The sequence below is a fragment of the Paracoccus sp. NBH48 genome (assembly GCF_015390265.1).
Lineage (GTDB): Bacteria > Pseudomonadota > Alphaproteobacteria > Rhodobacterales > Rhodobacteraceae > Paracoccus > Paracoccus marcusii.
The window spans coordinates 136,754-158,756 of sequence record NZ_VUOJ01000003.1 but is presented as its reverse complement, the minus strand read 5'-3'; the positions used below and the strand labels follow the sequence as shown (position 1 = coordinate 158,756).

The following is a 22,003-nucleotide window of genomic DNA, read 5'->3' as shown; positions in this document are numbered from 1 at the left end:
GCCACTGGTTCCGTATGAACCGCATCGTTTTGGACATTCTTGCATTCGACCGGTCTGCGGACGGACGACGCGTTGCGGGATATTGTGCACTTCAAGGATAGGGCAGGAGCACATCGTGACATCTGGAACCGGTGCCGACATGACGGCGCCCGAAACCGAGGGGGGTGCGTTGGGCGCGCTTTTGCCGGCGCTGGCGCTGGCGCTGGCGGGGCTGGTTGCGCTGGCGGGCCATGCATTGACCCGCCCGGGCGCGCCGGGACAGTTCCTTGTTATGACCAGTCCCGGCCTGCATCGGGCGCAGGTTCTGGACCTGGTCCATGCCGCCGGGGGCGGGGTGATCGCCTTTGGCGCGCTGCCCGGCCTGTCGGTCGTGCTGTCGGGCGACGACGGGTTCGAGGACCGCGTCCACCAGCGGGGCGCATGGCTGGTGCTGCCCGCGCCGGGATCTTTGGGATGCGTCGCGTCGGACGCGGAGGGGGCACGATGAACGTCGAACTGAACGCGCTGCGGGCGCGCTATGGCCGGATGCTGGTCACGCTGTTCTGGGCTCATGTCCCGGTAATCGGCCTGGCCGCGCTGTGGGTGGGCAGCATGTCACCGTTTACGGCGATGGCGCTGGCCGGGGGGCTTGCCGCGCTTTATCATCTGCTGTGGAGGCTGCGCCGCACCTGGCCGGCGACGCGCAACATCGCCGCCGTGGCCCTGGTGGGCGAGCCTGCGCTGTTCCTGCTGGTGTTCGAGGGGCACGCCTGGCAGATGGACATGCACATGTACTTCTATGCCGTGCTGGCGCTGAACCTGGCATGGTTCGACCGGTCGGCCCTGATCATGTCGGCAGCGGCGATCACCGTGCATCATCTGGTGCTGTTCTATCTGCTGCCGAATGCCGTGTTCTCGACCGACGGCGACGTGGCGCGGGTGCTGCTGCACGGGGCCATCGTGGCGTTTCAGACCGCGGTTCTGGTCTGGGTCAGCGACAAGGTCGTCCAGTCCTTCGACCGCATCGGCAAAATGAGCGACGAGATCGTGGCAAAAAGCGCCGCGCTGGAGGAACGCACCCGCGAAGCCGAGGAGGCGAACCGCACCAAGAGCATGTTCCTGGCCAACATGAGCCACGAGATCCGCACCCCCATCAACGCCATCCTGGGCTTTTGCCACCTGGTCCAGCGAACCACGCTGGAACCGCGCCAGCGCGAGCATGTCAGCCGGATCAGCACCGCGGGGGGCGTCCTGCTGCGCCTGATCAACGACCTGCTGGACTTTTCCAAGAACGAGGCGGGGGCGCTGACCCTGGAGGCGCGGCCCTTCGACCTGCGTTCGGCGATGTCATGCCAGGTCCAGATGGTGGCCGACACCATGGCCGCCCGCCGCCTGACCTTGCGCCAGGAGATCGACGAACGCCTGCCCGAGATGCTGGTCGGGGATGAGCTGCGCCTGAACCAGGTGCTGCTGAACCTGTTGAGCAACGCCACCAAGTTCAGCGAGGATGGGGAGATCGTGCTGACCGCCCGCCTGGTCGAACGGCAGGACGACCAGGCCCGGGTCGAGATCTCGGTCAGCGATTGCGGCATCGGAATGACGCCCGACCAGGTAGGCCGGCTGTTCACGCCGTTCACGCAGGCCGACAGCTCGACCACGCGGCGGTTCGGGGGGACGGGGCTGGGGCTGGCGATCTGCAAGCAGATCGTCCAGCAGATGGACGGCTGGATCCGCGCGGAGAGCGTGCCGGGGCAGGGCAGCCGGTTCACCTTCTCGCTGTGCCTGGGGATCGGACAGGTGGACGCCGCCGAGGCGATCCTGCCCTGCAGCGCGATCCGCGGCCTGCGCATCCTGATCGCGGATGACAGCCCCATCGCGCTGAAGATGCTGGAGGCGATCTTTGCCCGCTGGCAAATCCGGGTGATCCTGGCGCCCTCGGGCCGCGCCGCGCTGGACATGGTGCAGGCGGCGGATCAGCGGGGCCATCCCTATGACCTGGTGATCCTGGACTGGAAGATGCCCGATCTGGACGGGCTGCAGACGCTGCGCGCGCTGCGGCGGGTGGGTCTGCGGCGGATGCCCGCCACGATGGTGATGACCGCGCACGGCGTCGACGCCGTCATGGCCGAGGCCGGCGGAGAGACGATCGACCTGTTCCTGGCCAAGCCCATCAACGCGCGCAACCTGCTGGATGCGCTCAAGCAGCTGCCCGGGCTGGCCGAACGCCATGTCCCCGAGGTCGCGCCCGACCTGCCCGCCGCCCCCGTGCTGCCCGAGGCGATGCGCGGTCAACGCGTCCTGCTGGTCGAGGACAATCCGATCAACCAGGAGATCGCGGTCGCGCTTTTGGGCGATGCGGGCCTGCTGGTCGATTGCGCCGAGAACGGGCTTGTCGCCTGCCGGATGGTCGAAGCCGGTGCGGCGGGCTATGCCGCCGTGCTGATGGACATGCAGATGCCGGAGATGGACGGGCTGACCGCCACGCGGCAGATCCGCCTGACGCACACGGCCGAGGCCCTGCCCATCATCGCGCTGACCGCGCATGCCTATGACGACGAACGCCGCGCCTGCATGCAGGCGGGGATGTGCGATCACGTGACCAAGCCCGTAGATCCCGCGCGCCTGATCGCGGTGCTGGCACGGCACATGCGGATCGTGCCCACCGCCGCCGCCCCGGCCCCGTGGTCCGAGGGGGTGGGCGCCGCGGACCTGCCCGACCACCTGCCGCCCTTCGACATCCCCGCCGCGCTGGCGCGGGTGAACGGCAAGCGGCCGCTGCTGCGCCGCCTGATCCTGTCCTTTGCCGAAGGGAACCGCGATGCTGTCGCGCAGATCGCGCAACTGATCGCCGATGGACGACGCCAGGACGCGCATCGCGCCGCCCATACCCTGAAGGGGGTCGCGGCCTCGCTGGAGCTGCCCCGGATCGCGGCCCTTGCCGGGCAGATCGAGGCGTCTCTGCAGGCCGATGACACGATCGGCATCGACGCGCTGTTGGCGCAGCTGTCCGGCCCGCTGGCTGCAGCGATCGCCGCCGCCGACAGCCTGACGGCGGCGGCGGGCACGCCCCATGCGGCCGCGTCGTCGCCCGCCCCGGCCGGCGACAGCGCGCGGATCGCCCAGCTGCGCGGCCATCTGCGCGATCAAGTCCGCCGTCGCAGCATGGCCGCCCGTGCCAGCTTTGACGCGCTGGCCGAGGCGCTGCAACTGGACCGCATGGCGATGGACGACCACCCCGTGCGCCGCGCGCTGCTGCGGCTGGATTATGCCGCGGCGGATGCGCTGCTGAACGGCCCCCACCCCGACACCGGTCAACCAGGGATATGAACATGGACAACCGCCCCGTCATCCTTGTGATCGACGACGAACCCGCCAACATCGAGATCGTCACCGCCGTGCTGGAGGACGAATACGAGATCTGCTTTGCCCTGTCCGGCGAACAGGCCGTGCAGGTGGCCCGCGAAAGCAGGCCGGACCTGATCCTTCTGGACGTGGTGATGCCCGGCATGGACGGCTATCAGCTGTGCCGCATCTTCAAGGCCGATCCGCTGCTTAGCGACATTCCGGTGATCTTTGCCACCGCCCTGGGCGATGACGAGGCCGAGTTGCGCGGGCTGGCCGTCGGTGCGATCGACTATGTCACCAAGCCGATCCGCCCGGCCGCCCTGCAGCGGCGCGTGCGCAACCACGTCCAGATGAAGCGGATGCGCGACCAGTTGACTGAACAGGCTCTGCGCGATCCGCTGACCGGGCTGGCCAACCGGCGCATGCTGGAACGCCGCCTGCAGGCAGAGCTGCACCGGCAGGCGCGCGACGGCGGTCTGATCGCGGTGCTGATGCTGGATATCGATCACTTCAAGGGCTTCAACGACAGCTATGGCCACCCCGAGGGGGACATCTGCCTCAAGGCCGTGTCGCAGGCGCTGGCGCAGGCGATCCGCCGGTCGGGCGACCTGTGCGCGCGCTATGGCGGCGAGGAGTTCGCCTGCATCCTGCCCGGCACCGACCTGGACGGCGCCCTTCACCTGGCCGAGACGATGCGCGCCGGCGTCGAGGCGCTGGCCATCCCGCACCGCGCGTCGCAGGTGGGGCGGGTGGTGACGATCAGCATCGGCGTCGCGTCGGGGCGTTGCGACATGGGCAGCGACAACGCCTTCTGGCTGACCGGGGCCGACCGGATGCTGTATCGCAGCAAGCTGGCCGGGCGAAACCGCGTCAGCGGACAGGTGATGAGCGCCGATCACCCGCTGCGCGACGCGTCCGCGCTGGATGGGCCGGTCGTCGGGGATGTCAGGGCGGGCTAGGCCCTTCCCGTCGGGCCGGCCGTCAGATTGGCATTGAATGCCAGACGGGCCTGCGGCAGGCTGCATGACATGCAACCCCGCGACACAGCGGGGGCCGATCACCGACAGGAACCTCACATGACATATCCCCTGACCATGCGCGCCATGCTTCTGGCCTCGGCGCTGGCGCTTGCACCCGCGGCCTGGGCCGAGACGCCGGCCGACACCCTGGTCGTGGCCCACACGATCGACGACATCATCAGCCTGGACCCGGCGGTAAGCTTCGAGTTCGCGGGCAACGACGTCAACAACAACACCTATGACCGGCTGGTCGATTTCAACCCGCTGGACCCGGACGCGGGCTTCCAGCCCAGCCTTGCGACCGAATGGGCGGTGTCGGAGGACGGCCTGTCCATCACCTTCACGCTGCGCGAGGATGCGACCTTCCATTCCGGCAACCCCGTGCGCGCCGCGGACGCCGCCTGGTCGCTGCAGCGCGCGGTCAAGCTGGACAAGACCCCGGCCTTCATCTTGACCCAGTTCGGCTTTACCGCCGACAACGTCGATCAGATGATCACCGCCGACGGCAACACGCTGACGCTGACGATGGACAAGCCCTATGCGCCGACCTTCGTGCTGAACTGCCTGACCGCCAACATCGCCAGCGTGGTCGACATGGAGACCGTCATGGCCAACGAGGTCGACGGCGACATGGGCAATGCCTGGCTGAACACGAACGAGGCCGGGTCGGGCGCCTATGTGCTGTCGGCCTGGCGTCCGAACGAGGCGGTGCAGCTGACCGCCTATGAGGAGTACTGGCAGGGCGCCCCCGAGATGAAGCGCGTGATCGTGCGCAACGTCGCCGAATCCAGCGCGCAACGGCTGCTGCTGGAGCAGGGCGACATCGACGTGGCGCGCAACCTGACGCCGACGGACGTGGAGTCCATCGCCGCGGTCGAGGGCGTGACCATCCAGGACGAGCCGCGCGGCCGCATCCTCTACATGGGCCTGAACCAGAAGGACGAACTGCTGTCGAACCCCGCCGTGGTCGAGGCGATGAAGCACCTTGTCGATTACGAGGGCATCACCGGCAGCTTCCTGAAGGGTCAGTTCGTCACCCACCAGACCTTCCTGCCCCAGGGCTATCTGGGCGTGCTGGACGAGCAGCCCTGGACCTATGACGTGGAGAAGGCCCGCCAGATCCTGACCGATGCGGGGATCGAGGGTGGCACCATCACCACCCGCGTGCGCGACCTGCGCGAATACGTGGACGTGGCCCAGACCCTGCAGGCGTCGATGGCCCAGGTCGGCCTGACGCTGGAGATCGAGCAGATGACCGGCGCGCAGGTGCTGGACGCCTATCGCGCCCGCGAGGTGCCGATCTTCCTGGGCGAATGGGGGCCGGATTACTCGGACCCGAACACCAATGCCGCGACCTTCGCCTATAACCCCGACAACAGCGACGAGGCCGCGGCCGTGGGCCTGCTGGCCTGGCGCAATGCCTATGAGGTGCCGGCCGAGATGAACGAGGCCACTGTCGCCGCCACCCTGGAGCAGGACGCCGACGCCCGCGCCGCGATGTACCAGGACATCCAGCGCCAGTACCAGGCCGAGGCCCCGATCGTTCCGCTGTTCCAGCGCATCGAACAGGTCGGCCTGCGCGACGGCGTCCAGAACTGGTGGAGCGGCGGCGCCATTTCGTCGGTCATGTATCGTCAGGTGACGAAGGGCGAGTAAATGGCCCTGACCGATCCGACCGGCGCCGCGACCGCATCGTCGCGGCGCCGCGCCCTGACCCGCAGGCGCCTGCGCAGCGTGGCGGGCACCGTCCTGTCGCTGGCTCTGACGCTCTTGGGGCTGCTGCTGGTCACCTTCATCATCGGGCGGGTCATGCCGATCGACCCGGTGCTGAAGGTGGTGGGCGACCGCGCCACCCAGGCCCAGTACGACGCCGCCTATGTCGCGATGGGGCTGGACCAGCCGCTGATCGTGCAGTTCCTGTCCTATGTGGGCGACGTGCTGCGCGGCGATTTCGGACGGTCCATCTCCACCGGGCAGCCGGTGGCGCAGGACATCGCCCGCGTCTTTCCCGCGACCTTCGAACTGGCGGCCCTGGGGACCTTCATCGGCGTCGTGATCGGTGTGCCCCTTGGCGTGATCGCGGCGGCGCGGCGTGGCGGCGTCATCGACCAGGTCGCGCGGGTCGTGGCGCTGGTCGGCTATTCGATGCCGATCTTCTGGCTGGGGCTGATGGGCCTGCTGATCTTCTATGGCATGCTGGGTTGGGTCGGGGGGCCGGGGCGGCAGGGGATCATCTATGACGGGATGGTGCCGAACGTGACCGGCATGATCCTGGTCGACAGCCTGATCGCCGGGGACTGGGGCGCGTTCCGCGATGCGTTCTCTCACATCATCCTGCCGGCCAGCCTGCTGGGCTATTATTCGCTGGCCTATATCAGCCGCATGACGCGCAGCTTCATGCTGGAGCAGTTGTCGGCGGAATACATCACCACCGCCCGCGTCAAGGGCCTGTCCGAACGCGCGGTCATCTGGGGCCACGCCTTCCGCAACATCGCGATCCCGCTGGTGACGGTCATCGCGCTGTCCTTCGGCTCTCTGCTGGAAGGGTCGGTCCTGACCGAGATCATCTTCAGCTGGCCGGGCCTGGGCAGCTACATCACCCGCGGCCTGCTGTCGGGCGACATGAACGCGGTGCTGGGCGGTACGGTGGTCGTGGGCGTGTGTTTCGTCGTGCTGAACCTGTTCAGCGACATCCTGTATCGTTTCCTGGATCCGAGGTCGACATGAGCGCCATGACACGCCGCGATTGGTTGCTGTCCGACGCGCCCCAGACCCGCCGTCAGGCGCGGCTTGGTGCGATCTATCAGGGCTGGCTGACCTTCCGCGCCAACAAGCTGGCGATGGTCGGGCTGATCATCCTGGTGTTGCTGATCGGCATGGCGATCCTGGCGCCCTGGATCGCGCCGCAGAACCCCTATGCCCAGAACCTGGCCGACCGGCTGCAGCCGCCGTCTGCCGCGCATTGGCTGGGCACCGACGCCTTGGGGCGCGACATCCTCTCGCGGCTGATCCATGGCTCGCGCATCACGCTGTTCATCGTGGGCACGGTCGCGCTGATCGCGCCGGTCATCGGGCTCTTGATCGGCACGGTGGCGGGGTTCGCCGGGGGCTGGGTGGACCAGGTGCTGATGCGGGTGACCGACATCTTTCTGGCCTTCCCCAAGCTGATCCTGGCACTGGCCTTCGTCGCGGCCCTGGGGCCCAGCATCGGCAATGCGGTGCTGGCGCTGGCGCTGACCGCCTGGCCGCCCTATGCGCGCCTGGCGCGGGCAGAGACGCTGACCATCCGCAACGCCGACTTCATCGCCGCCGCGCGCCTGCAGGGGGCGGGGCGGCTGCGCCTGCTGATCCGCCACATCTGGCCCCTGTGCCTGTCGTCGCTGATCGTGCGGGTGGCGCTGGACATGGCTGGGATCATCCTGTCGGCGGCGGGCCTGGGCTTTCTGGGCCTCGGCGCACAGCCGCCGCTGCCCGAATGGGGGGCGATGATCTCGGACGGGCGGGGCTATATCCTGGACTTCTGGTGGGTCGCGGCCATGCCGGGCATCGCGATCTTTCTGGTGTCGATGGCCTTCAACCTGCTGGGCGATGGGCTGCGCGACGTGCTGGACCCCAAGGGAGACAAGTCGTGACCGAACCCCTTCTGTCCGTGCGCGACCTGCGCGTCACCTTCCCGACCCGGCAGGGCGAATTCCAGGCCGTGCGCGGCATCGATTTCGACCTGGGCCGCGAACGCCTTGGCGTCGTGGGCGAGAGCGGGTCGGGCAAGTCCATGACCGGCCGCGCGATCCTGGGCCTGGTGCGTCCGCCCGGCCGGGTCGAGGCCGTCCGGATGGAGCTGGAGGGCCAGTCCATCCTGAACCTGCCCGACCGGCAGATGCGCGCCATCCGCGGCGGGCGCATCAGCATGGTCATGCAGGACCCCAAGTTCAGCCTGAACCCGGTGATGACCGTGGGCCAGCAGATCATCGAGGCCTATCGCCTGCACGCCCGCGCGCCCCGCGCCGCCGCCCGCGCGAAGGCCCTGGAGATGCTGGAGGCCGTGCAGATCCGCGACCCCGAACGCGTCATGGACAGCTATCCCCACGAGGTGTCGGGCGGCATGGGTCAGCGCATCATGATCGCCATGATGCTGGCCCCCGATCCGCAGATCCTGATCGCGGACGAACCGACCAGCGCATTGGACGTGTCGGTCCGGACCGAGGTGCTGCACATCATGGACCGGCTGGTCCGCGACCGCGGCATGGGGCTGATCTTCATCAGCCACGACCTGAACCTGGTGGCGCAGTTCTGCGACCGCGTGCTGATCATGTATGCCGGCCGCGTGGTCGAGACGCTGCCCGCCCGCGACCTGCACCGGGCGCAGCACCCCTATACCCGCGGGCTTCTGGACAGCCTGCCGCGGCTGGACGCGCCGGTGTCGCGCCTGTCGGTCCTCCAGCGCCAGGACAGCTGGCGCGACCCCGTCGTGAAAGGCCTCTGAGATGCTGAGCGTTGCCGATCTGATCGTCTGGTTCGGGCAGGAGCCCGACCGCGTCACCGCCGTCCACAACGCGGCCTTCGACGTGGCGCAGGGCGAAAGCTTTGGCCTGGTCGGCGAAAGCGGTTCGGGCAAGTCGACCATCCTGCGCGCCATCGCAGGTCTGATCCCCGGCTGGTCCGGCCACATCGCGGTCGACGGTCAGACCCAGAAGGGAGAGCGGCGCGACCGGGCGTTCTTTCGCACCGTCCAGATGGTGTTCCAGGACCCCTATGCCAGCCTGCATCCGCGCCATTCCGTCGATGCCGTCCTGGCGGAAACCCTGCGCCTGCAGGGCATGGACCGGATCGACCAGCGCATCGTCAAGCTGCTGGACGACGTGGGCCTGGGCCGGGGGTTCCGCTTCCGCTATCCGCACCAGCTGTCCGGGGGACAGCGTCAGCGCGTGGCAATCGCCCGCGCGCTGGCGGCGGAGCCGCGCCTGCTGCTGCTGGACGAGCCGACCAGCGCGCTGGACGTCAGCGTCCAGGCCGAGATCCTGAACCTGCTGGCCGATCTGCGCGACGAACACGGGCTGACCTATCTGATGGTCAGCCACGACCTGTCGGTGATCGCCCATATGTGCGACCGGCTGGCCGTGATGCAGCGCGGCCGCATCGTCGAGATCCTGCCGGCGTCCCATCTGCGGGCGGGGCAGGGCGCCCAGCCCTATACCACCCACCTGATCGAGGCGTCCGCCGGATATCGCCCGGAGGCCCGCCCATGACCGATGCGCGACAGGATGCGGTCGCCCGCGCCGAAGGTTATTTCGACCAGGGCGGATTCCAGGCCGATCTGGCAGCCTTGGTGGCACATCCGACCGAAAGCCAGGACCCGGCGCAGCGGCCCCATCTGGACCGCTATCTGACCGAGGCGGTGATACCGCGCCTGTCCGGTCTGGGTTTCGCCACGCGGGTGCTGGACAATCCCGACGCGCGCGGCGGCCCCCTGCTGATCGCGGAACGGATCGAGGATCCGGCCCTGACCACGGTCCTGACCTATGGTCATGGCGACGTGGTCCGCGCCCAGACCGACCAGTGGCGCGACGGGTTGTCGCCCTTTGTCCTGACCGCCGAGGGCGACCGCCTATACGGCCGTGGCGCGGCCGACAACAAGGGGCAGCACCTGATCAACCTGGCCGCGCTGCAGGCGGTCATCGACACGCGCGGGCATCTTGGTTTCAACATGCGGATCATCTTCGAGATGTCCGAGGAGACCGGGTCGCCCGGCTTGGCCCAGGTCTGTCGGGACCATGCCGATGCGCTGGCGGCCGACGTGCTGATCGCATCCGACGGCCCGCGCCTGCAGGCCGACGTGCCGACGCTGTTCATGGGATCGCGCGCGGCGCTGGCCTTTGATCTGGTGCTGGAGCTGCGGTCGGGGGCGCATCATTCGGGAAACTGGGGCGGTCTTCTGGCGGATCCGGCGATGATCCTGGCCCATGCGCTGGCCACTATCTGCGATCGGCGCGGCCAGATCCAGGTCCCGGAATGGCGCCCCGACAGCCTGACGCCCGCGCTGCGCGACGCCCTGCGCGACCTGCCGGTGATCGAGGCGGGCGGCCCCCAGGTCGATGCCGATTGGGGAGAGGTCGGGCTGACACCCACCGAACGCGCCTTTGGCTGGAACAGCTTCGCGGTGCTGGCGATGACCGCCGGCGTGCCCGACGCACCCGTGAACGCCATCGCGTGCCGCGCGCGGGCGACCTGCCAGCTGCGCTATGTTGTGGGGACCGATCCGGACGACATCCTGCCGGCGCTGCGCCGCCACCTGGACCGCCACGGCCATCACGCGGTGCGCATCGTGCCGCGGGACGGCGATCCCGCCCATGCCACGCGGCTGATGCCCGACCATGACTGGGTGCGCCGGGTCGCGGTGTCGGTCCGGCGGACGACCGGGCAGGACCCGCATCTGCTGCCGAACCTGGCCGGGTCGCTGCCCAACGAATGCTTTGCGGAAATCCTGGGCCTGCCGACGATCTGGGTGCCCCATTCCTATCGTGGCTGCTGTCAGCACGCGCCCGACGAACATGCGTTGCAAAGCCTGTCGCGGCAGGCGCTGGCGATCATGGCGGGGCTGTGGTGGGATCTGGGGACGCCCGCGGATGGCACTTGACCGCAGGGGTGACAGATCGGCCGGGCGTCTGAACTCTTTAAACCAACCACCAAGGACGCCCGGCCGATAAGCCTCTTTTGTCTGAAGTCGGTGGCGGCGTCATCCTGTCCTTATGGACAGGAAAAGATGCACCGATTGGTGCGGTAAGGGTCTGAGCTGAAACGGAAAATGGCGACCCCGGCAGGATTCGAACCTGCAACCTATTGATTAGAAGTCAATTGCTCTATCCAGTTGAGCTACGGGGCCGGCGGGCTGGCCTTTCTTAGCGGCAGGCGCATCGGCAATCCAGACGCTAATCGCCCCGGCAAGCACGAACTTGTGCGCAGGGCCTTCCCATGACCATGGAACGGCACCCGCGGGGCCGGTGTTGATGTGCCACACCACCTGAAGGAGGTCGACATGGACCACGCAAACCACACGCGACTGACCCACGACGAACTGACCGAGGCCGTTCTGGACGGCGCGACCGTCTATGGCCCGGGCGACGAAACCGTCGGCAGCGTGTCGCACACGCATGGCATGGGCGCTTCGGCCAAGGTCGTTCTGGACGTTGGCGGGTTCCTGGGCATCGGCGCCAAGCCGGTCATGGTTCCGGCGACCGATTTGGACTTCATGCGCGACGAAAGCGGCACCGTACATGCCCGGACCAACTGGACCAAGGATGATCTGAAGGCTCTGCCCACGCACGAGCACTGATTGATCGACAGGAAGACGACGGCGCGCATCGCAGGATGCGCGCCGTTTGCATTACAGCATCAGCGTCATGAAGACCGAATGCGGGTCGGCGCGATAGCTGCCGAAGGGCGGGCATTCCGTGAACCCCTCGCGGGCATAGAGGCCACGCGCTGCGACAAATCCGGGCTGCACGCCGGTTTCCAGCGACAGCTTGGCATAGCCCGCGTTCCGCGCGTGACCCAGCATGTGCCGCAGCAGCATCCGCGACACGCCCCGCCCGCGCTGTTCGGACAGCACGTGCATCGATTTCAGCTCTCCCTCGGATGCGCCCAGATCCTTGATGGCACCCATGGCCACAGGTTGGCCCGCGTCGCGCACGACGAAGAAAGCGATGGCGGGGTTCTCCAGCGCCTCCTTGGGCATCATGTGGATCGATCCCGGCGGGGTATCGGCATGCATCTCGGCTGTGTGGCGTTGGAACAGCAGGTCCAGGTCGGGCCCAAGCGGGCTTTCCAGGTCGATCGTCAGCGTCATGTCGGGGTCCTGTCGCCACATGGTCACGGCGGGGCACTATCCCGCCGTGACGCGCGCGTCAAAGGCTTAGCCGCGCGGGGCGGTCGCCTGGTCCAGCACCGGCACAAGCCGGGCCATCGTGCCGTCGACATCGCGCAGCTTGTCCAGACCGAACAGCCCGATGCGGAAGGTCGAGAAGTCGGCCCCTTCATCCACTGCCAATGGCACGCCGGCCGCGATCTGGGTGCCGAGGGCGGCAAAGGCCTTGCCGGACTTGACCTCGGGGTCGTCGGTATAGCTGACCACGACGCCCGGCGCCTGGAACCCCTCGGCCGCAACCGAGCGGATGCCGCGCGCGGACAGTTCGTCGCGGACCGCCCGGCCAAGGCGCCATTGCGCGTCGCGCGCGGCGTCAAAACCCATCGCGCGGGTCTCCTCCAACGCGTCGCGCAGGCCCAGCAGCGCGTCGGTGGGCATGGTCGCGTGATAGGCATGGCCGCCATCCAGATAGGCCTGCATGATCGTGCGCCACTTCTTAAGGTCCAGCGCAAAGCTGTCGCTGTCGGTGGTGGCCAGTCGTTCGGCGGCGCGATCGGACAGCATGACAAGGCCTGCGGCGGGCGAGGCCGACCAGCCCTTTTGCGGGGCCGAGATCAGCACGTCCACGCCCGTGGCCCGCATGTCGACCCAGATGGCGCCTGACGCGATGCAGTCCAGCACCATCAGGGCGCCCACCTCATGCGCGGCATCGGCCAGCGCGGTGATATAGTCGTCGGGCAGGATCAGCCCGGCCGAGGTCTCCACATGCGGGGCAAAGACCGCGTCAGGTCGCGTCTCGCGGATGCGGGCCACGACCTCGTCGATGGGCGGGGGCGCATAGGCGGTCTGGGGCGCGTTCCCTTGCGGGCGGGCCTTGACCACGGTCACCTCGCGGGCAAAGGCGCCCGCGTCGAAGATCTGGCTCCAGCGATAGCTGAACCAGCCGTTCCTGACGATCAGCGCATGCGCGTCGCGCCCGAACTGGCGCGCGACCGATTCCATCGCATAACTGCCGCCGCCCGGCACGATCGCCACCTGGGCCGCGCCATAGACCTCGCACAGACCCGCCGACAGATCGCGCATGACCTGCTGAAAGCGTTTCGACATGTGGTTCAGGGACCGGTCGGTGAACACGACCGAGAATTCGTCAAGGCCGTCCGGGTCGATCTCGGGGCGCTGATGGGGCATGGGTGCATCCTTTCCGTTGCGCGCAGCCTAGCGCCTGTGCGTCCGCGCGGCCAGACCGCCAAAAGGCGCAAACGCCCCCCTTGCGGCCCACCCTGCGGGGCGACTAGGCTTCGGACACAAGCAACATCAAGGTTTTTCATGCGGATCGGCATCCTTCAATGCGGCCAGTCGCCGGCGCAGCTGAAGCGGGATTTGGGCGACTATCCGGACATGTTCGTGCGCCTGCTGGCCGGGCGCGGATTCGACTTCACCACCTGGCATGTCGAGGGAATGGAGTTTCCACAGGACATCCACGATGCGGACGGCTGGCTGCTGACCGGCTCGCGCCACGGGGCCTATGAGGATCACGCCTTCATCCCGCCGCTGGAGGATTTCATCCGCCGCGTCCACGATGCGGGCGTGCCGATGGTCGGCATCTGCTTTGGTCATCAGATCATCGCGCAGGCCCTAGGCGGCACCGTGGTCAAGCATCCCGGCGGTTGGGCCGTGGGCGCGCAGGATTACGATTTCGGCGGCCAGCCCGTCACGCTGAACGCCTGGCACCAGGATCAGGTCGTGGCCCTGCCGCCCGGCGCGCAGGTCGCGGGCCGGAACGCCTTCTGCGAAAACGCCGCGCTGATCTACGGCGACAGGGCCTTCACCGTGCAGGCGCATCCGGAATTCGGCGACGACTTCATCCAAGGGCTGATGGACACCCGCGCCAAGGGTGTCGTTCCGGACGACCTGCTGGCCGGGGCTGCGGCCCGCATGGGGCAGGCAGACGGCGCGTCCCTGCTGGCCGACCGGATCGAGGCCTTCTTCAAGCAACCCCGCGCCCTGGCGCAAGCCGACAAAGGTGCCGCATGAGCGACTGGACCGAGAAACTGCCCCAGGCCGCGCGCGACTTCATGTCCGGGCGCCGCCTGGACGAGGTCGAATGCATCGTGGCCGACATGGCGGGCGTCGCCCGTGGCAAGGCCATGCCCGCGTCGAAATTCGCGCGGCAAAACCAGTTCTACCTGCCCAATTCGATCTTCCTGCAGACGATCACCGGGGAATGGGCCGACAACCCGTCGGGCGCCTTCACCGAACCGGACATGGTGATGGTTCCGGATTATTCGACCGCCACCGCCGCGCCCTGGACCGCGGACTGGACCATCCAGGTCATCCATGACGCGACCGACCAGCAGGGCAACCCCATGCCCATCGCGCCGCGCAACGTGCTGAAGCGCGTGGTGCAGCTCTATCGTGACAAGGGCTGGAACCCGGTCGTGGCGCCCGAGATGGAGTTCTTCCTGGTCGCCCGCAACATCGACCCGAACCAGCCGATCATCCCGCCCATGGGCCGCACGGGCAGGCGCGCGGCGGCCAAACAGGCCTATTCCATGTCGGCGGTGGACGAATACGGCAAAGTCATCGACGACATCTATGACTTTGCTGAGGCCCAGGGTTTCGAGATCGACGGCATCCTGCAGGAGGGCGGCGCGGGCCAGGTCGAGATCAACCTGAACCATGGCGATCCGGTGGCCCTGGCCGACGAGATCTTCTACTTCAAGCGGCTGATCCGCGAGGCCGCGCTGCGCCACGACTGCTTTGCCACCTTCATGGCCAAGCCCATCGAGGGCGAGCCGGGCAGCGCCATGCACATCCATCATTCGATCACCGATATCGAAACGGGCCGGAACATCTTTTCCGACGAAAAGGGCCGTGAGACGCCGGCCTTCCTGCATTTCATCGCCGGCATGCAGAAGCACCTGCCCGCGGCCATCGCGCTGCTGGCGCCCTATGTGAACAGCTATCGCCGCTATGTCCCGGACTTCGCGGCGCCAATCAACCTGGAATGGGGGCGCGACAACCGCACCACGGGCCTGCGGGTGCCGATCTCGGGGCCCGAGGCGCGGCGGCTGGAGAACCGGCTGGCGGGGATGGACTGCAACCCCTATCTGGGCATCGCCGCCAGCCTGGCCTGCGGCTATCTGGGCCTGCTGGAGGCCGAGAACCCGCGCGCCGAATGCCTGGGCGACGCCTACATGTCCGAGGACGAGCTGCCCTACAACCTGGGCGACGCGCTGGACCTGATGTCCGAGAGCGCACCCATGCGCGGCGTGCTGGGCGAGGATTTCTGCGCCGTCTACGAATCGGTCAAGCGCAATGAATACAAGGAGTTCCTGCAGGTCATCAGCCCGTGGGAACGCGAACATCTGCTGCTGAACGTATGAACCTGCTGCACCTGAACGACGGGCTAGGGGCCTATCCGCCCAGCCTCTATGCCGACCAGTGCGGGCCGCAGCCCGACCTGCCGCCCCTGCGGGGCGAGGCGCGGGCGGACGTCGCGGTGATCGGGGCGGGCTATACCGGGCTGTCCGCCGCGCTGCATCTGGCGCGTCGCGGCCTGTCGGTCCGGGTGCTGGAGGCGCAGCGCGTGGGGTTCGGCGCCTCGGGCCGCAACGGCGGCCAGATCGGGTCCGGCCAGCGGCAGGAGGTCGACTGGCTGGAGGCGCAGCTGGGCCGCGACATGGCCCGCCGGTTGTGGGGTCTGGCCGAGGAGGCCAAGGCCGCCGTCCGCGGTATCGCCGCTGAAGCCGGCGTGCCGGTCCGCGACGGCATCGCCCATGCCTGCCGCAGCGGGGCGGAGGTCGAACGCGCCCGCCACATGGCCGACCATCTGGCGCGGCATTACGACTACGACCGGGTCACGCCCCTGGACCGCGACGGGCTGGCGGCGGCCTTGGGCAGCACGGCCTATGTCGGCGGCGATCTGGACCGCGGGGCGGGGCATGTGCAGCCGCTGGCGCTGGCCCTTGGGATGGCGCGGCTGGCGCGGGATGCGGGCGTCGTGATCCATGAGCGCGCGCAGGTCACCGGCCTGACCCATGGTGCGCCCAGCATCATCCGCACCGATCAGGGCGTGCTGCGGGCCGATCACGTCATCCTGGCCTGCAACGGCTATCTGGGCGATCTGGACCGGGGCGTGGCCGCGCGGGTCATGCCCATCAACAACTATATCGTCGCGACCCCGCCGCTGGATGATCACCCCGAGATCCTGCCGGACCGCATCGCTGTGGCAGACACGAAATTCGTCGTGAACTACTGGCGCGTCGACGACGACCGGCGGCTGGTCTTCGGCGGTGGAGAGACGGTCACCTACCGCTTTCCGCGCGACATTGCGGCGGTGGTCCGCCCGCATCTGCTGTCGGTCTATCCGCAGCTGCGGGACGTGCCCCTGACCCATGCCTGGGGCGGGACGCTGGCCATCACCATGAACCGGATGCCCTGCTTCACCCGTCCCGCGCCGAACTGCCTGTCGGCCAGCGGATATTCCGGGCATGGCGTGGCGATGGCCACGCTGGCGGGGCGGCTGATGGCCGAGGCCGTGGCGGGCCAGGCCGAACGCTTCGACGCCATGGCCGCTGTTCCCACCCGCCCCTTTTTGGGCGGTGCGGCCCTGCGCAAGCCGCTGCTGGTGGCGGGGATGGCGTGGTTCGGGCTGCGCGACCGGTTAGGGTTCTAGGCCCATCCGGGCCAGCACCTGCTGACGGATCTCGGCCGATTCGCGGTCGGTCATGCCCAGAAGGCTGGAGACCAGGCGGATCAGGCTGTCCTCATCCGCGCCGCGGCTGTTGTCGGCATAGGCGACCTCCCACAGCGCGGCCAGAACGGCACGACGATCCTCCAGCGCGATGCGGTCCTTGATCTGGCGGGTAAAGCGGACGGTGTCGCTGGCCTCCGCCTCCAGCGCCTCGGCCTGGGCGCGGCGGGTGGCGGCCTCGGCCGCAGTCAGGCCGCGGCGGGACAGGACCTGTTCGATGCGGTCGCGTTCGGCCTGATCGTAATGATCGTCGGCCCGCGCCACGCGCACCAGCAGCGCGGCGATGGCCAGTTCGGCCTCGTCGCGGTCGATCGGCGCGGCGGTATCGCCCATCAGGCGTGTCAGAAGGTCCATGAACATGACCGAAGGATGCCCCTGCAGACGGCCGCGGTCTAGCCGGGCCAGCCCTCGACGATGATCACATCTGCGGCAGAGACCGGCTCGCGCAGCGCCTTGGCCGCCTGATAGCCGGGACTGTCGTAACAGGCTTGCGCCGCCTCCAGCGAAGGAAACTCGATCACGACGCTGCGGGGGCGGGCCTGGCCCTCGACCACCTGCTGCGGCCCGCCGCGCACCAGGAAGCGCGCGCCGTATTCGGCAAAGGGCGCGGCATTGGCCCGTCGATAGGCGTCATAGGCGTCGGGGTCGTCGATCGTCACATGGGCGATCCAATAAGCCTTGGTCATGTGTCCTCCGGGATGCGGATGCGGCCTTGGGCCACGGGAACGGCACGGCCGGACACGCAGACCTGCGCCAGCGCGCCGCCCCTGACGGCGATGCGCAGGCCCAGCTGCGACGGGCGCCCCATCTCGACCCCCTGGCGCAGGGACAGGCGGCTTTCTCCCTCGGGCAGGACGCCTGCGGCCAGCAGGGGGGCGGCCAGGGTCGCGGTGGCCGATCCGGTGGCGGGGTCCTCGGGGACGCCGCTGCCGGGGGCGAACATGCGCGCGCGGAACCCCGCGCCGTCGGGGGCATAGGCATAGACCTTGCCGACCCGTGCCGTAAGCGCCTCGAACGCGGCCCCCGCGGGGCGGGCATCGGACAGGGCCTGCGCGTCGCGCAGCGGCACGAAGATGAAGGCCGGACCCGCATGGGCCACGACCGGCCGATGGTTGCCAAAGCCGATCCGGTCCGCGCCAAGGCCCAGGCCCGCGGCGGCCAGGTCAGCTGCAAACGCATCGCCCAGCTGCGGCAGCACGGGGGCCGCGAATTCGGCCAGGCCGTCTCGGATGGTCACCGGGACCGGCCCAGCCTCCTCCTCCAGCACCAGATCGCCGTCGCCCGCCGACAGGTGCAGCGCGCAGCCGATGGTGGGGTGGCCCGCGAAGGGAATCTCCGCCAGCGGCAGGAAGATGCGGACGCGGGCGCGGTGCGCGGGATCGCGCGGCGCCATGACGAAGATCGTCTCGGACAGGTTGAACTGGCGGGCGATGGTCTGCATCTGCCGTGTGCTCAGGGCATCGGCCCCCATGACCACGGCCAGCGGATTGCCCGCAAAGGGCCGGTCGGTGAAGACGTCATAGACATGATATTCTAGCATCGTCGCCCCGGTTCAGTATTTTTGCGGAACATACAGCTCGCGGGGGACCGCGTCGCGCTCATAATCGGGGTTGAAGACGCGATCGGGCAGCGTGATCTGTTCGTGGTCCACGTCGCCATAGGGGATCAGGCCCAGCAGGTGGTCGATGCAGTTCAGACGCGCGCGCTTCTTGTCGTTGCCGGGTACGATGTACCAGGGCGCCTCGGGGATGTTCGTGCGTTCGAACATGTCCTCCTTGGCCTTGGTATAGGCCTCCCACCGGACGCGGGACTGCAGGTCCATGGGCGACAGCTTCCACTGCTTGAGGGGGTCGTGGATGCGCATCTGGAACCGCATCTGCTGCTCCTCGTCCGTGATCGAGAACCAGTACTTGACCAGCCGGATGCCCGACCGGACCAGCATGCGTTCGAATTCGGGCACATCCTGGAAGAACTGTTCGACCTGATCCTCGGTGGCGAAACCCATGACGCGTTCGACGCCCGCACGGTTGTACCAGCTGCGGTCGAACAGCACGATCTCTCCGCCCGCCGGCAGGTGGGGGACATAGCGCTGGAAATACCACTGCGTCTTTTCCCGGTCGGACGGGGCGGGCAGGGCGACGACGCGGGCCACGCGCGGGTTCAGCCGCTGCGTGATGCGCTTGATGGCGCCGCCCTTGCCGGCGCTGTCGCGCCCCTCGAACAGGACCACGACACGTTCGTTGTTGTGGCTGACCCAGTCCTGAAGGCGGATCAGTTCGGACTGCAGGCGCAGCAGTTCGCGGAAATACAGCTTGCGGTCCATCTGGTCGGGATGGTGGCTGCGATAGATGCGCCGGATCTCGGCCGACAGGGCGGCGTCCTCCATCTCAAGCTCGATATCCTCGTCCAGGGTCTCCTGCAGTTCTGCCTGCAGCCAGTCCTTGTAGTCGTTCATCTGCGTCTCCGGTGGCTTTGCTGCGGTCTAGGGACGGAATGTGACGATAGGGTGTCAGCGCATGAACTGGCGCGCGCAATCGGGCGTGACCGCCAGCACCAGACTGCCGTCGCGCAGCCCGTCGACCGTGCCGCACCAGGCGCCCTGCACGGTGAACAGGCTTTTCGTGCCCCGCGCCGGGCGATAGGCGATGCGCCGGCCCTGGGTGTCGAACAGGTTCAGCACCCCGACCGCGTTCGGCGCGTAATAGCCTACCACCGACCCGTCCGAGGTGAAGATCACCCGCCCCTCGTTCACGCGGTCGGTGGGGCGGTTGCCCGGTGCAGTCGGCGCGTTCGCGGTGTTTCCGGCCGAGTTCCAGGCCGCATGGGGCGCATTGCCCGGCCGCGCGGGGCTGTTGGCGGGGTTCCCGGGCCCCAGGTCGAACGGCAGCTGCGTGCGGTCCAGCACCATCAGCGGCGCGTCGGCCAAGGCCGCGGGGGCCGCTAGCATCGTCAGAAACAGGGCAAGTCGCATCATCGGGGGCATCCTTTTCGCAGGCCCATCATGGCCAAACCCCACGCCCTGCGCCAGAGGTTGCGCGTCCCGCCCCTGCGGCCTAAGGCGTGACGGGCGGCACCCTGCGCCGCCAGCCGCGAAAGGGCAGACCATGGCCGACGACGACTATGTCTATGACGAGGCCACGGACGAATGGCGCCCCGCCTCTGAGGTCGCGGCCGAGGCCGCCGCCGCCGGCATCGTGCGTGACAGCGCGGGCACGCCGCTGGCCGACGGCGACCAGGTGGTCGTCATCAAGGACCTGAAGGTTAAGGGCAGCAGCACCGTGATCAAGCAGGGCACCGTGATCCGCGGCATCCGCCTGACCGACGACCCGGCAGAGGTCGATTGTCGCCACGACGGCATCAGGGGCCTGGTCCTGCGCACGGAATTCCTGCGCAAGCGCTAGCGGGTCAGGGCCTGCCCGACGCGGGCGAACTCTTCCCGGCTGCCGGGAATGCCAAGCCGCAGCCAGCGGTCCGAATAGGGAAAGCGCCGGGTCCAGACATGTGCGCGGGCCAGCGTGTCTTGGGCCACCTGCGCGTCCGGCGTGTCGTACAGGCGGAACAGATGCGTCCCGCCCAGGGGCCGCCAGCCCGCGCGCGCGGCCAGCCGGTCAAGGTTCAGCGCGGCTTCGGCATGATAGGTGACGGTGTCGTCGGCCCAGGCCCGGTCGGCCATGGCGGCGGTCGCGATCTCCAATGCGGGGCCGCTGACGGACCAGGGGCCCGCGGCCTCGCGCAGCTGTGACAGCAGGGCCGGGTCCGCCAGCGCAAAGCCAAGCCGCAGCCCGGCCAGACCCCAGAACTTGCCAAAGCTGCGCAGCACCACCGCATTCGCGGGCAGGGACCGGGCCAGCGACAGGTCGGGGCGCGCATCCGCGAAACTTTCGTCGACGATCAGCAGGCCGACCCGCCGTGCCAGCGCGGCCAGGACCAGGGGCGACCATTCCCGCCCGTCGGGGTTGTTGGGGTTCACGACGACGGCCAGGTCGGCGCCATCCATCCTGTCCAAGTCGGGGGCGGGGGTGACGCGCCAGCCCGCAGCGGTCAGGCTGGCCGCATGTTCGTTGTAGCTGGGCATCAGCACCGCCGCGTGGCCCGCGGGCCGCAGGCGCGGCACCAGCTGGATCGCGGCCGTGGCCCCGGCCATCGGCAGGACGTGGTCGTCCGCGCAGCCGAACCATTCCGCGGCGACCCGGATCAGCGCCCGTTCCGCCCTAGCCATCGGAAGCGCGCGAAAGGCTGTGTCCGACAGGGGCTGGACCGGCCAAGGCCTGCGGTTGATGCCGGTCGACAGGTCGATCCAGTCGCCCGTGCCGAACCGTGCCTGCGCCGCATCCAGATTGCCGCCGTGATCGCGTGCCATGCCGCCCCCTTGGTCCTGTCCGCCCCTGCTAGGACACCACCGCCGCGGGGGCAATTCGGACTTTACACCAGTGGTAAAGCCGACCACGATATGTTGTAAGCGCCATGGCCGCCGACCCCCGGTGTTGTGTGGCCACCCAAGGACCACCGCGGCGCAAGACCGCAGCCACAGGCAGACCATGACGCAGATCGATTCCTCCATGCGCATCGACGACATCCACCCGATCGACATCGTCGAAGCCGTGGCCACGCATCACGCCTGGGAGTTCGACCGCCTGGCCGAGGATCAGATCGTCATGGATGTGGACGGCCAGTGGCGCCGCTATGCGCTGACCCTGGCATGGTCGCCCCGCGACGCGGTCCTGCGGCTGATCTGCAGCTTTGACATGGACCCGCCGGCGGACCGCATGCCGGCCATCTATCAGACGATCAACCTGGCCAACGACCGGGTCTGGGACGGGGCCTTCACCTTCTGCGCGCCGCAGAGGCAGATGGTCTGGCGGTACGGGCTGGTGCTGGCGGGGGACGCGATCGCGCTGCCGGAGCAGGTGGACCAGATGATCGGCACCGCCCTGGCCGCGTGCGAGCGGTTCTATCCTTCGTTCCAGTTGGCCGGATGGGGCGGCACCTCGCCCGCCGCGGCGCTGGAGATTGCCTTGGGCGAAACTTACGGACGGGCCTGAC

23 protein-coding genes and 1 tRNA gene are annotated in these 22,003 nt (G+C 68.5%); 15 read left to right on the top strand and 9 right to left on the bottom strand.

The annotated features are described in order from the left end of the window. Nucleotides 1-115 precede the first annotated feature (115 nt). The 9 genes from F1642_RS06615 to F1642_RS06575 all read left to right on the top strand — a co-directional run bounded on the left by F1642_RS06615 (nucleotide 116) and on the right by F1642_RS06575 (nucleotide 10,977). Nucleotides 116-487 (top strand): hypothetical protein, encoded by a 372-nt coding sequence (locus tag F1642_RS06615; protein ID WP_194885825.1) that lies wholly within the window; start codon nucleotides 116-118, stop codon nucleotides 485-487. Further along, on the top strand, nucleotides 484-3,306 hold the full coding sequence (locus tag F1642_RS06610) for a response regulator (RefSeq protein ID WP_194885824.1): 2,823 nt from the start codon (nucleotides 484-486) through the stop codon (nucleotides 3,304-3,306). Before F1642_RS06615 ends, F1642_RS06610 begins: the two co-directional genes overlap by 4 nt. Nucleotides 3,307-3,308: 2 nt before the next feature. Beyond that, nucleotides 3,309-4,283 carry a diguanylate cyclase gene (locus F1642_RS06605; RefSeq protein ID WP_206692692.1) on the top strand — a complete coding sequence of 325 codons (975 nt, stop codon included), beginning with the start codon at nucleotides 3,309-3,311 and terminating at the stop codon, nucleotides 4,281-4,283. Nucleotides 4,284-4,400: 117 nt separating this feature from the next. Then, the gene (locus tag F1642_RS06600) at nucleotides 4,401-5,999 is read left to right on the top strand and encodes an ABC transporter substrate-binding protein (protein WP_045981646.1); all 1,599 of its coding nucleotides are present in this window, start codon (nucleotides 4,401-4,403) and stop codon (nucleotides 5,997-5,999) included. Further along, on the top strand, nucleotides 6,000-7,070 hold the full coding sequence (locus F1642_RS06595; protein ID WP_194885822.1) for an ABC transporter permease: 1,071 nt from the start codon (nucleotides 6,000-6,002) through the stop codon (nucleotides 7,068-7,070). After that, the gene (gene nikC, locus F1642_RS06590; protein ID WP_046001012.1) at nucleotides 7,067-7,975 is read left to right on the top strand and encodes a nickel transporter permease; all 909 of its coding nucleotides are present in this window, start codon (nucleotides 7,067-7,069) and stop codon (nucleotides 7,973-7,975) included. The genes F1642_RS06595 and nikC overlap by 4 nt, the downstream gene beginning before the upstream one ends. Then, a complete protein-coding gene (locus tag F1642_RS06585; protein WP_194885821.1) occupies nucleotides 7,972-8,826 on the top strand; it encodes an ABC transporter ATP-binding protein in 855 nt (284 codons plus the stop codon). Before nikC ends, F1642_RS06585 begins: the two co-directional genes overlap by 4 nt. A 1-nt stretch (nucleotide 8,827) precedes the next feature. Next, nucleotides 8,828-9,589: an ABC transporter ATP-binding protein gene (locus F1642_RS06580; protein WP_194885820.1), complete on the top strand. Its 762-nt coding sequence runs from the start codon at nucleotides 8,828-8,830 to the stop codon at nucleotides 9,587-9,589. Further along, a complete protein-coding gene (locus F1642_RS06575; RefSeq protein ID WP_194885819.1) occupies nucleotides 9,586-10,977 on the top strand; it encodes a M20 family metallopeptidase in 1,392 nt (463 codons plus the stop codon). Before F1642_RS06580 ends, F1642_RS06575 begins: the two co-directional genes overlap by 4 nt. 169 nt (nucleotides 10,978-11,146) lie before the next feature. Here the strand turns inward: F1642_RS06575 and F1642_RS06570 are convergent. Further along, nucleotides 11,147-11,223: transfer RNA gene (locus tag F1642_RS06570), tRNA-Arg, on the bottom strand. Nucleotides 11,224-11,376: 153 nt separating this feature from the next. Between F1642_RS06570 and F1642_RS06565 the strand changes: the two genes are divergently transcribed. Then, on the top strand, nucleotides 11,377-11,673 hold the full coding sequence (locus F1642_RS06565) for a hypothetical protein (RefSeq protein WP_045981641.1): 297 nt from the start codon (nucleotides 11,377-11,379) through the stop codon (nucleotides 11,671-11,673). A gap of 51 nt (nucleotides 11,674-11,724) precedes the next feature. On the opposite strand, the gene F1642_RS06560 is transcribed toward F1642_RS06565, so the two are convergent. Together F1642_RS06560 and F1642_RS06555 are read right to left on the bottom strand one after the other, a co-directional pair. Further along, entirely contained in the window at nucleotides 11,725-12,186 is a 462-nt protein-coding gene (locus F1642_RS06560; protein WP_046001007.1) for a GNAT family N-acetyltransferase, read from the bottom strand. 66 nt (nucleotides 12,187-12,252) lie between these two features. Beyond that, the gene (locus tag F1642_RS06555) at nucleotides 12,253-13,392 is read right to left on the bottom strand and encodes an aminotransferase class V-fold PLP-dependent enzyme (RefSeq protein ID WP_194885818.1); all 1,140 of its coding nucleotides are present in this window, start codon (nucleotides 13,390-13,392) and stop codon (nucleotides 12,253-12,255) included. Nucleotides 13,393-13,530: 138 nt separating this feature from the next. Here F1642_RS06555 and F1642_RS06550 point away from each other — a divergent pair, with 138 nt between their 5' ends. Genes F1642_RS06550 through F1642_RS06540 form a run of 3 tightly spaced genes read left to right on the top strand, consistent with a single transcriptional unit; the run spans nucleotide 13,531 to nucleotide 16,882 of the window. Then, a complete protein-coding gene (locus F1642_RS06550) occupies nucleotides 13,531-14,238 on the top strand; it encodes a type 1 glutamine amidotransferase (protein ID WP_045981638.1) in 708 nt (235 codons plus the stop codon). Then, complete coding sequence (locus tag F1642_RS06545) at nucleotides 14,235-15,590, top strand: glutamine synthetase family protein (RefSeq protein ID WP_046001004.1); 1,356 nt, start codon at nucleotides 14,235-14,237, stop codon at nucleotides 15,588-15,590. Before F1642_RS06550 ends, F1642_RS06545 begins: the two co-directional genes overlap by 4 nt. Next, nucleotides 15,587-16,882, top strand: a complete 1,296-nt coding sequence (locus tag F1642_RS06540) for an FAD-binding oxidoreductase (RefSeq protein ID WP_194885817.1) — start codon at nucleotides 15,587-15,589, stop codon at nucleotides 16,880-16,882. The genes F1642_RS06545 and F1642_RS06540 overlap by 4 nt, the downstream gene beginning before the upstream one ends. On the opposite strand, the gene F1642_RS06535 is transcribed toward F1642_RS06540, so the two are convergent. From F1642_RS06535 to F1642_RS06515, 5 genes are read right to left on the bottom strand one after another with little or no spacing between them, the layout of a single operon-like run. Continuing rightward, nucleotides 16,871-17,314: a TerB family tellurite resistance protein gene (locus tag F1642_RS06535; RefSeq protein ID WP_370582817.1), complete on the bottom strand. Its 444-nt coding sequence runs from the start codon at nucleotides 17,312-17,314 to the stop codon at nucleotides 16,871-16,873. The genes F1642_RS06540 and F1642_RS06535 overlap by 12 nt on opposite strands. 38 nt (nucleotides 17,315-17,352) lie before the next feature. Next, nucleotides 17,353-17,646 carry a DUF1330 domain-containing protein gene (locus F1642_RS06530; protein ID WP_194885815.1) on the bottom strand — a complete coding sequence of 98 codons (294 nt, stop codon included), beginning with the start codon at nucleotides 17,644-17,646 and terminating at the stop codon, nucleotides 17,353-17,355. Continuing rightward, the gene (locus F1642_RS06525; RefSeq protein ID WP_046001000.1) at nucleotides 17,643-18,500 is read right to left on the bottom strand and encodes a PhzF family phenazine biosynthesis protein; all 858 of its coding nucleotides are present in this window, start codon (nucleotides 18,498-18,500) and stop codon (nucleotides 17,643-17,645) included. The genes F1642_RS06530 and F1642_RS06525 overlap by 4 nt, the downstream gene beginning before the upstream one ends. Before the next feature lie 12 nt (nucleotides 18,501-18,512). Then, nucleotides 18,513-19,415, bottom strand: coding sequence for a polyphosphate kinase 2 (ppk2, locus tag F1642_RS06520; RefSeq protein ID WP_045981633.1), 903 nt, complete (start codon nucleotides 19,413-19,415; stop codon nucleotides 18,513-18,515). Nucleotides 19,416-19,469: 54 nt separating this feature from the next. Then, on the bottom strand, nucleotides 19,470-19,934 hold the full coding sequence (locus tag F1642_RS06515) for a hypothetical protein (protein WP_064503567.1): 465 nt from the start codon (nucleotides 19,932-19,934) through the stop codon (nucleotides 19,470-19,472). A 130-nt stretch (nucleotides 19,935-20,064) separates the two neighbouring features. Between F1642_RS06515 and F1642_RS06510 the strand changes: the two genes are divergently transcribed. Continuing rightward, complete coding sequence (locus tag F1642_RS06510) at nucleotides 20,065-20,361, top strand: alkylphosphonate utilization protein (RefSeq protein WP_194885814.1); 297 nt, start codon at nucleotides 20,065-20,067, stop codon at nucleotides 20,359-20,361. On the opposite strand, the gene cobD is transcribed toward F1642_RS06510, so the two are convergent. Then, entirely contained in the window at nucleotides 20,358-21,320 is a 963-nt protein-coding gene (gene cobD, locus F1642_RS06505) for a threonine-phosphate decarboxylase CobD (protein WP_194885813.1), read from the bottom strand. The genes F1642_RS06510 and cobD overlap by 4 nt on opposite strands. Before the next feature lie 178 nt (nucleotides 21,321-21,498). Between cobD and F1642_RS06500 the strand changes: the two genes are divergently transcribed. Further along, nucleotides 21,499-22,002: a YbjN domain-containing protein gene (locus F1642_RS06500; RefSeq protein WP_194885812.1), complete on the top strand. Its 504-nt coding sequence runs from the start codon at nucleotides 21,499-21,501 to the stop codon at nucleotides 22,000-22,002. The last annotated feature ends 1 nt before the right edge of the window (nucleotide 22,003 follow it).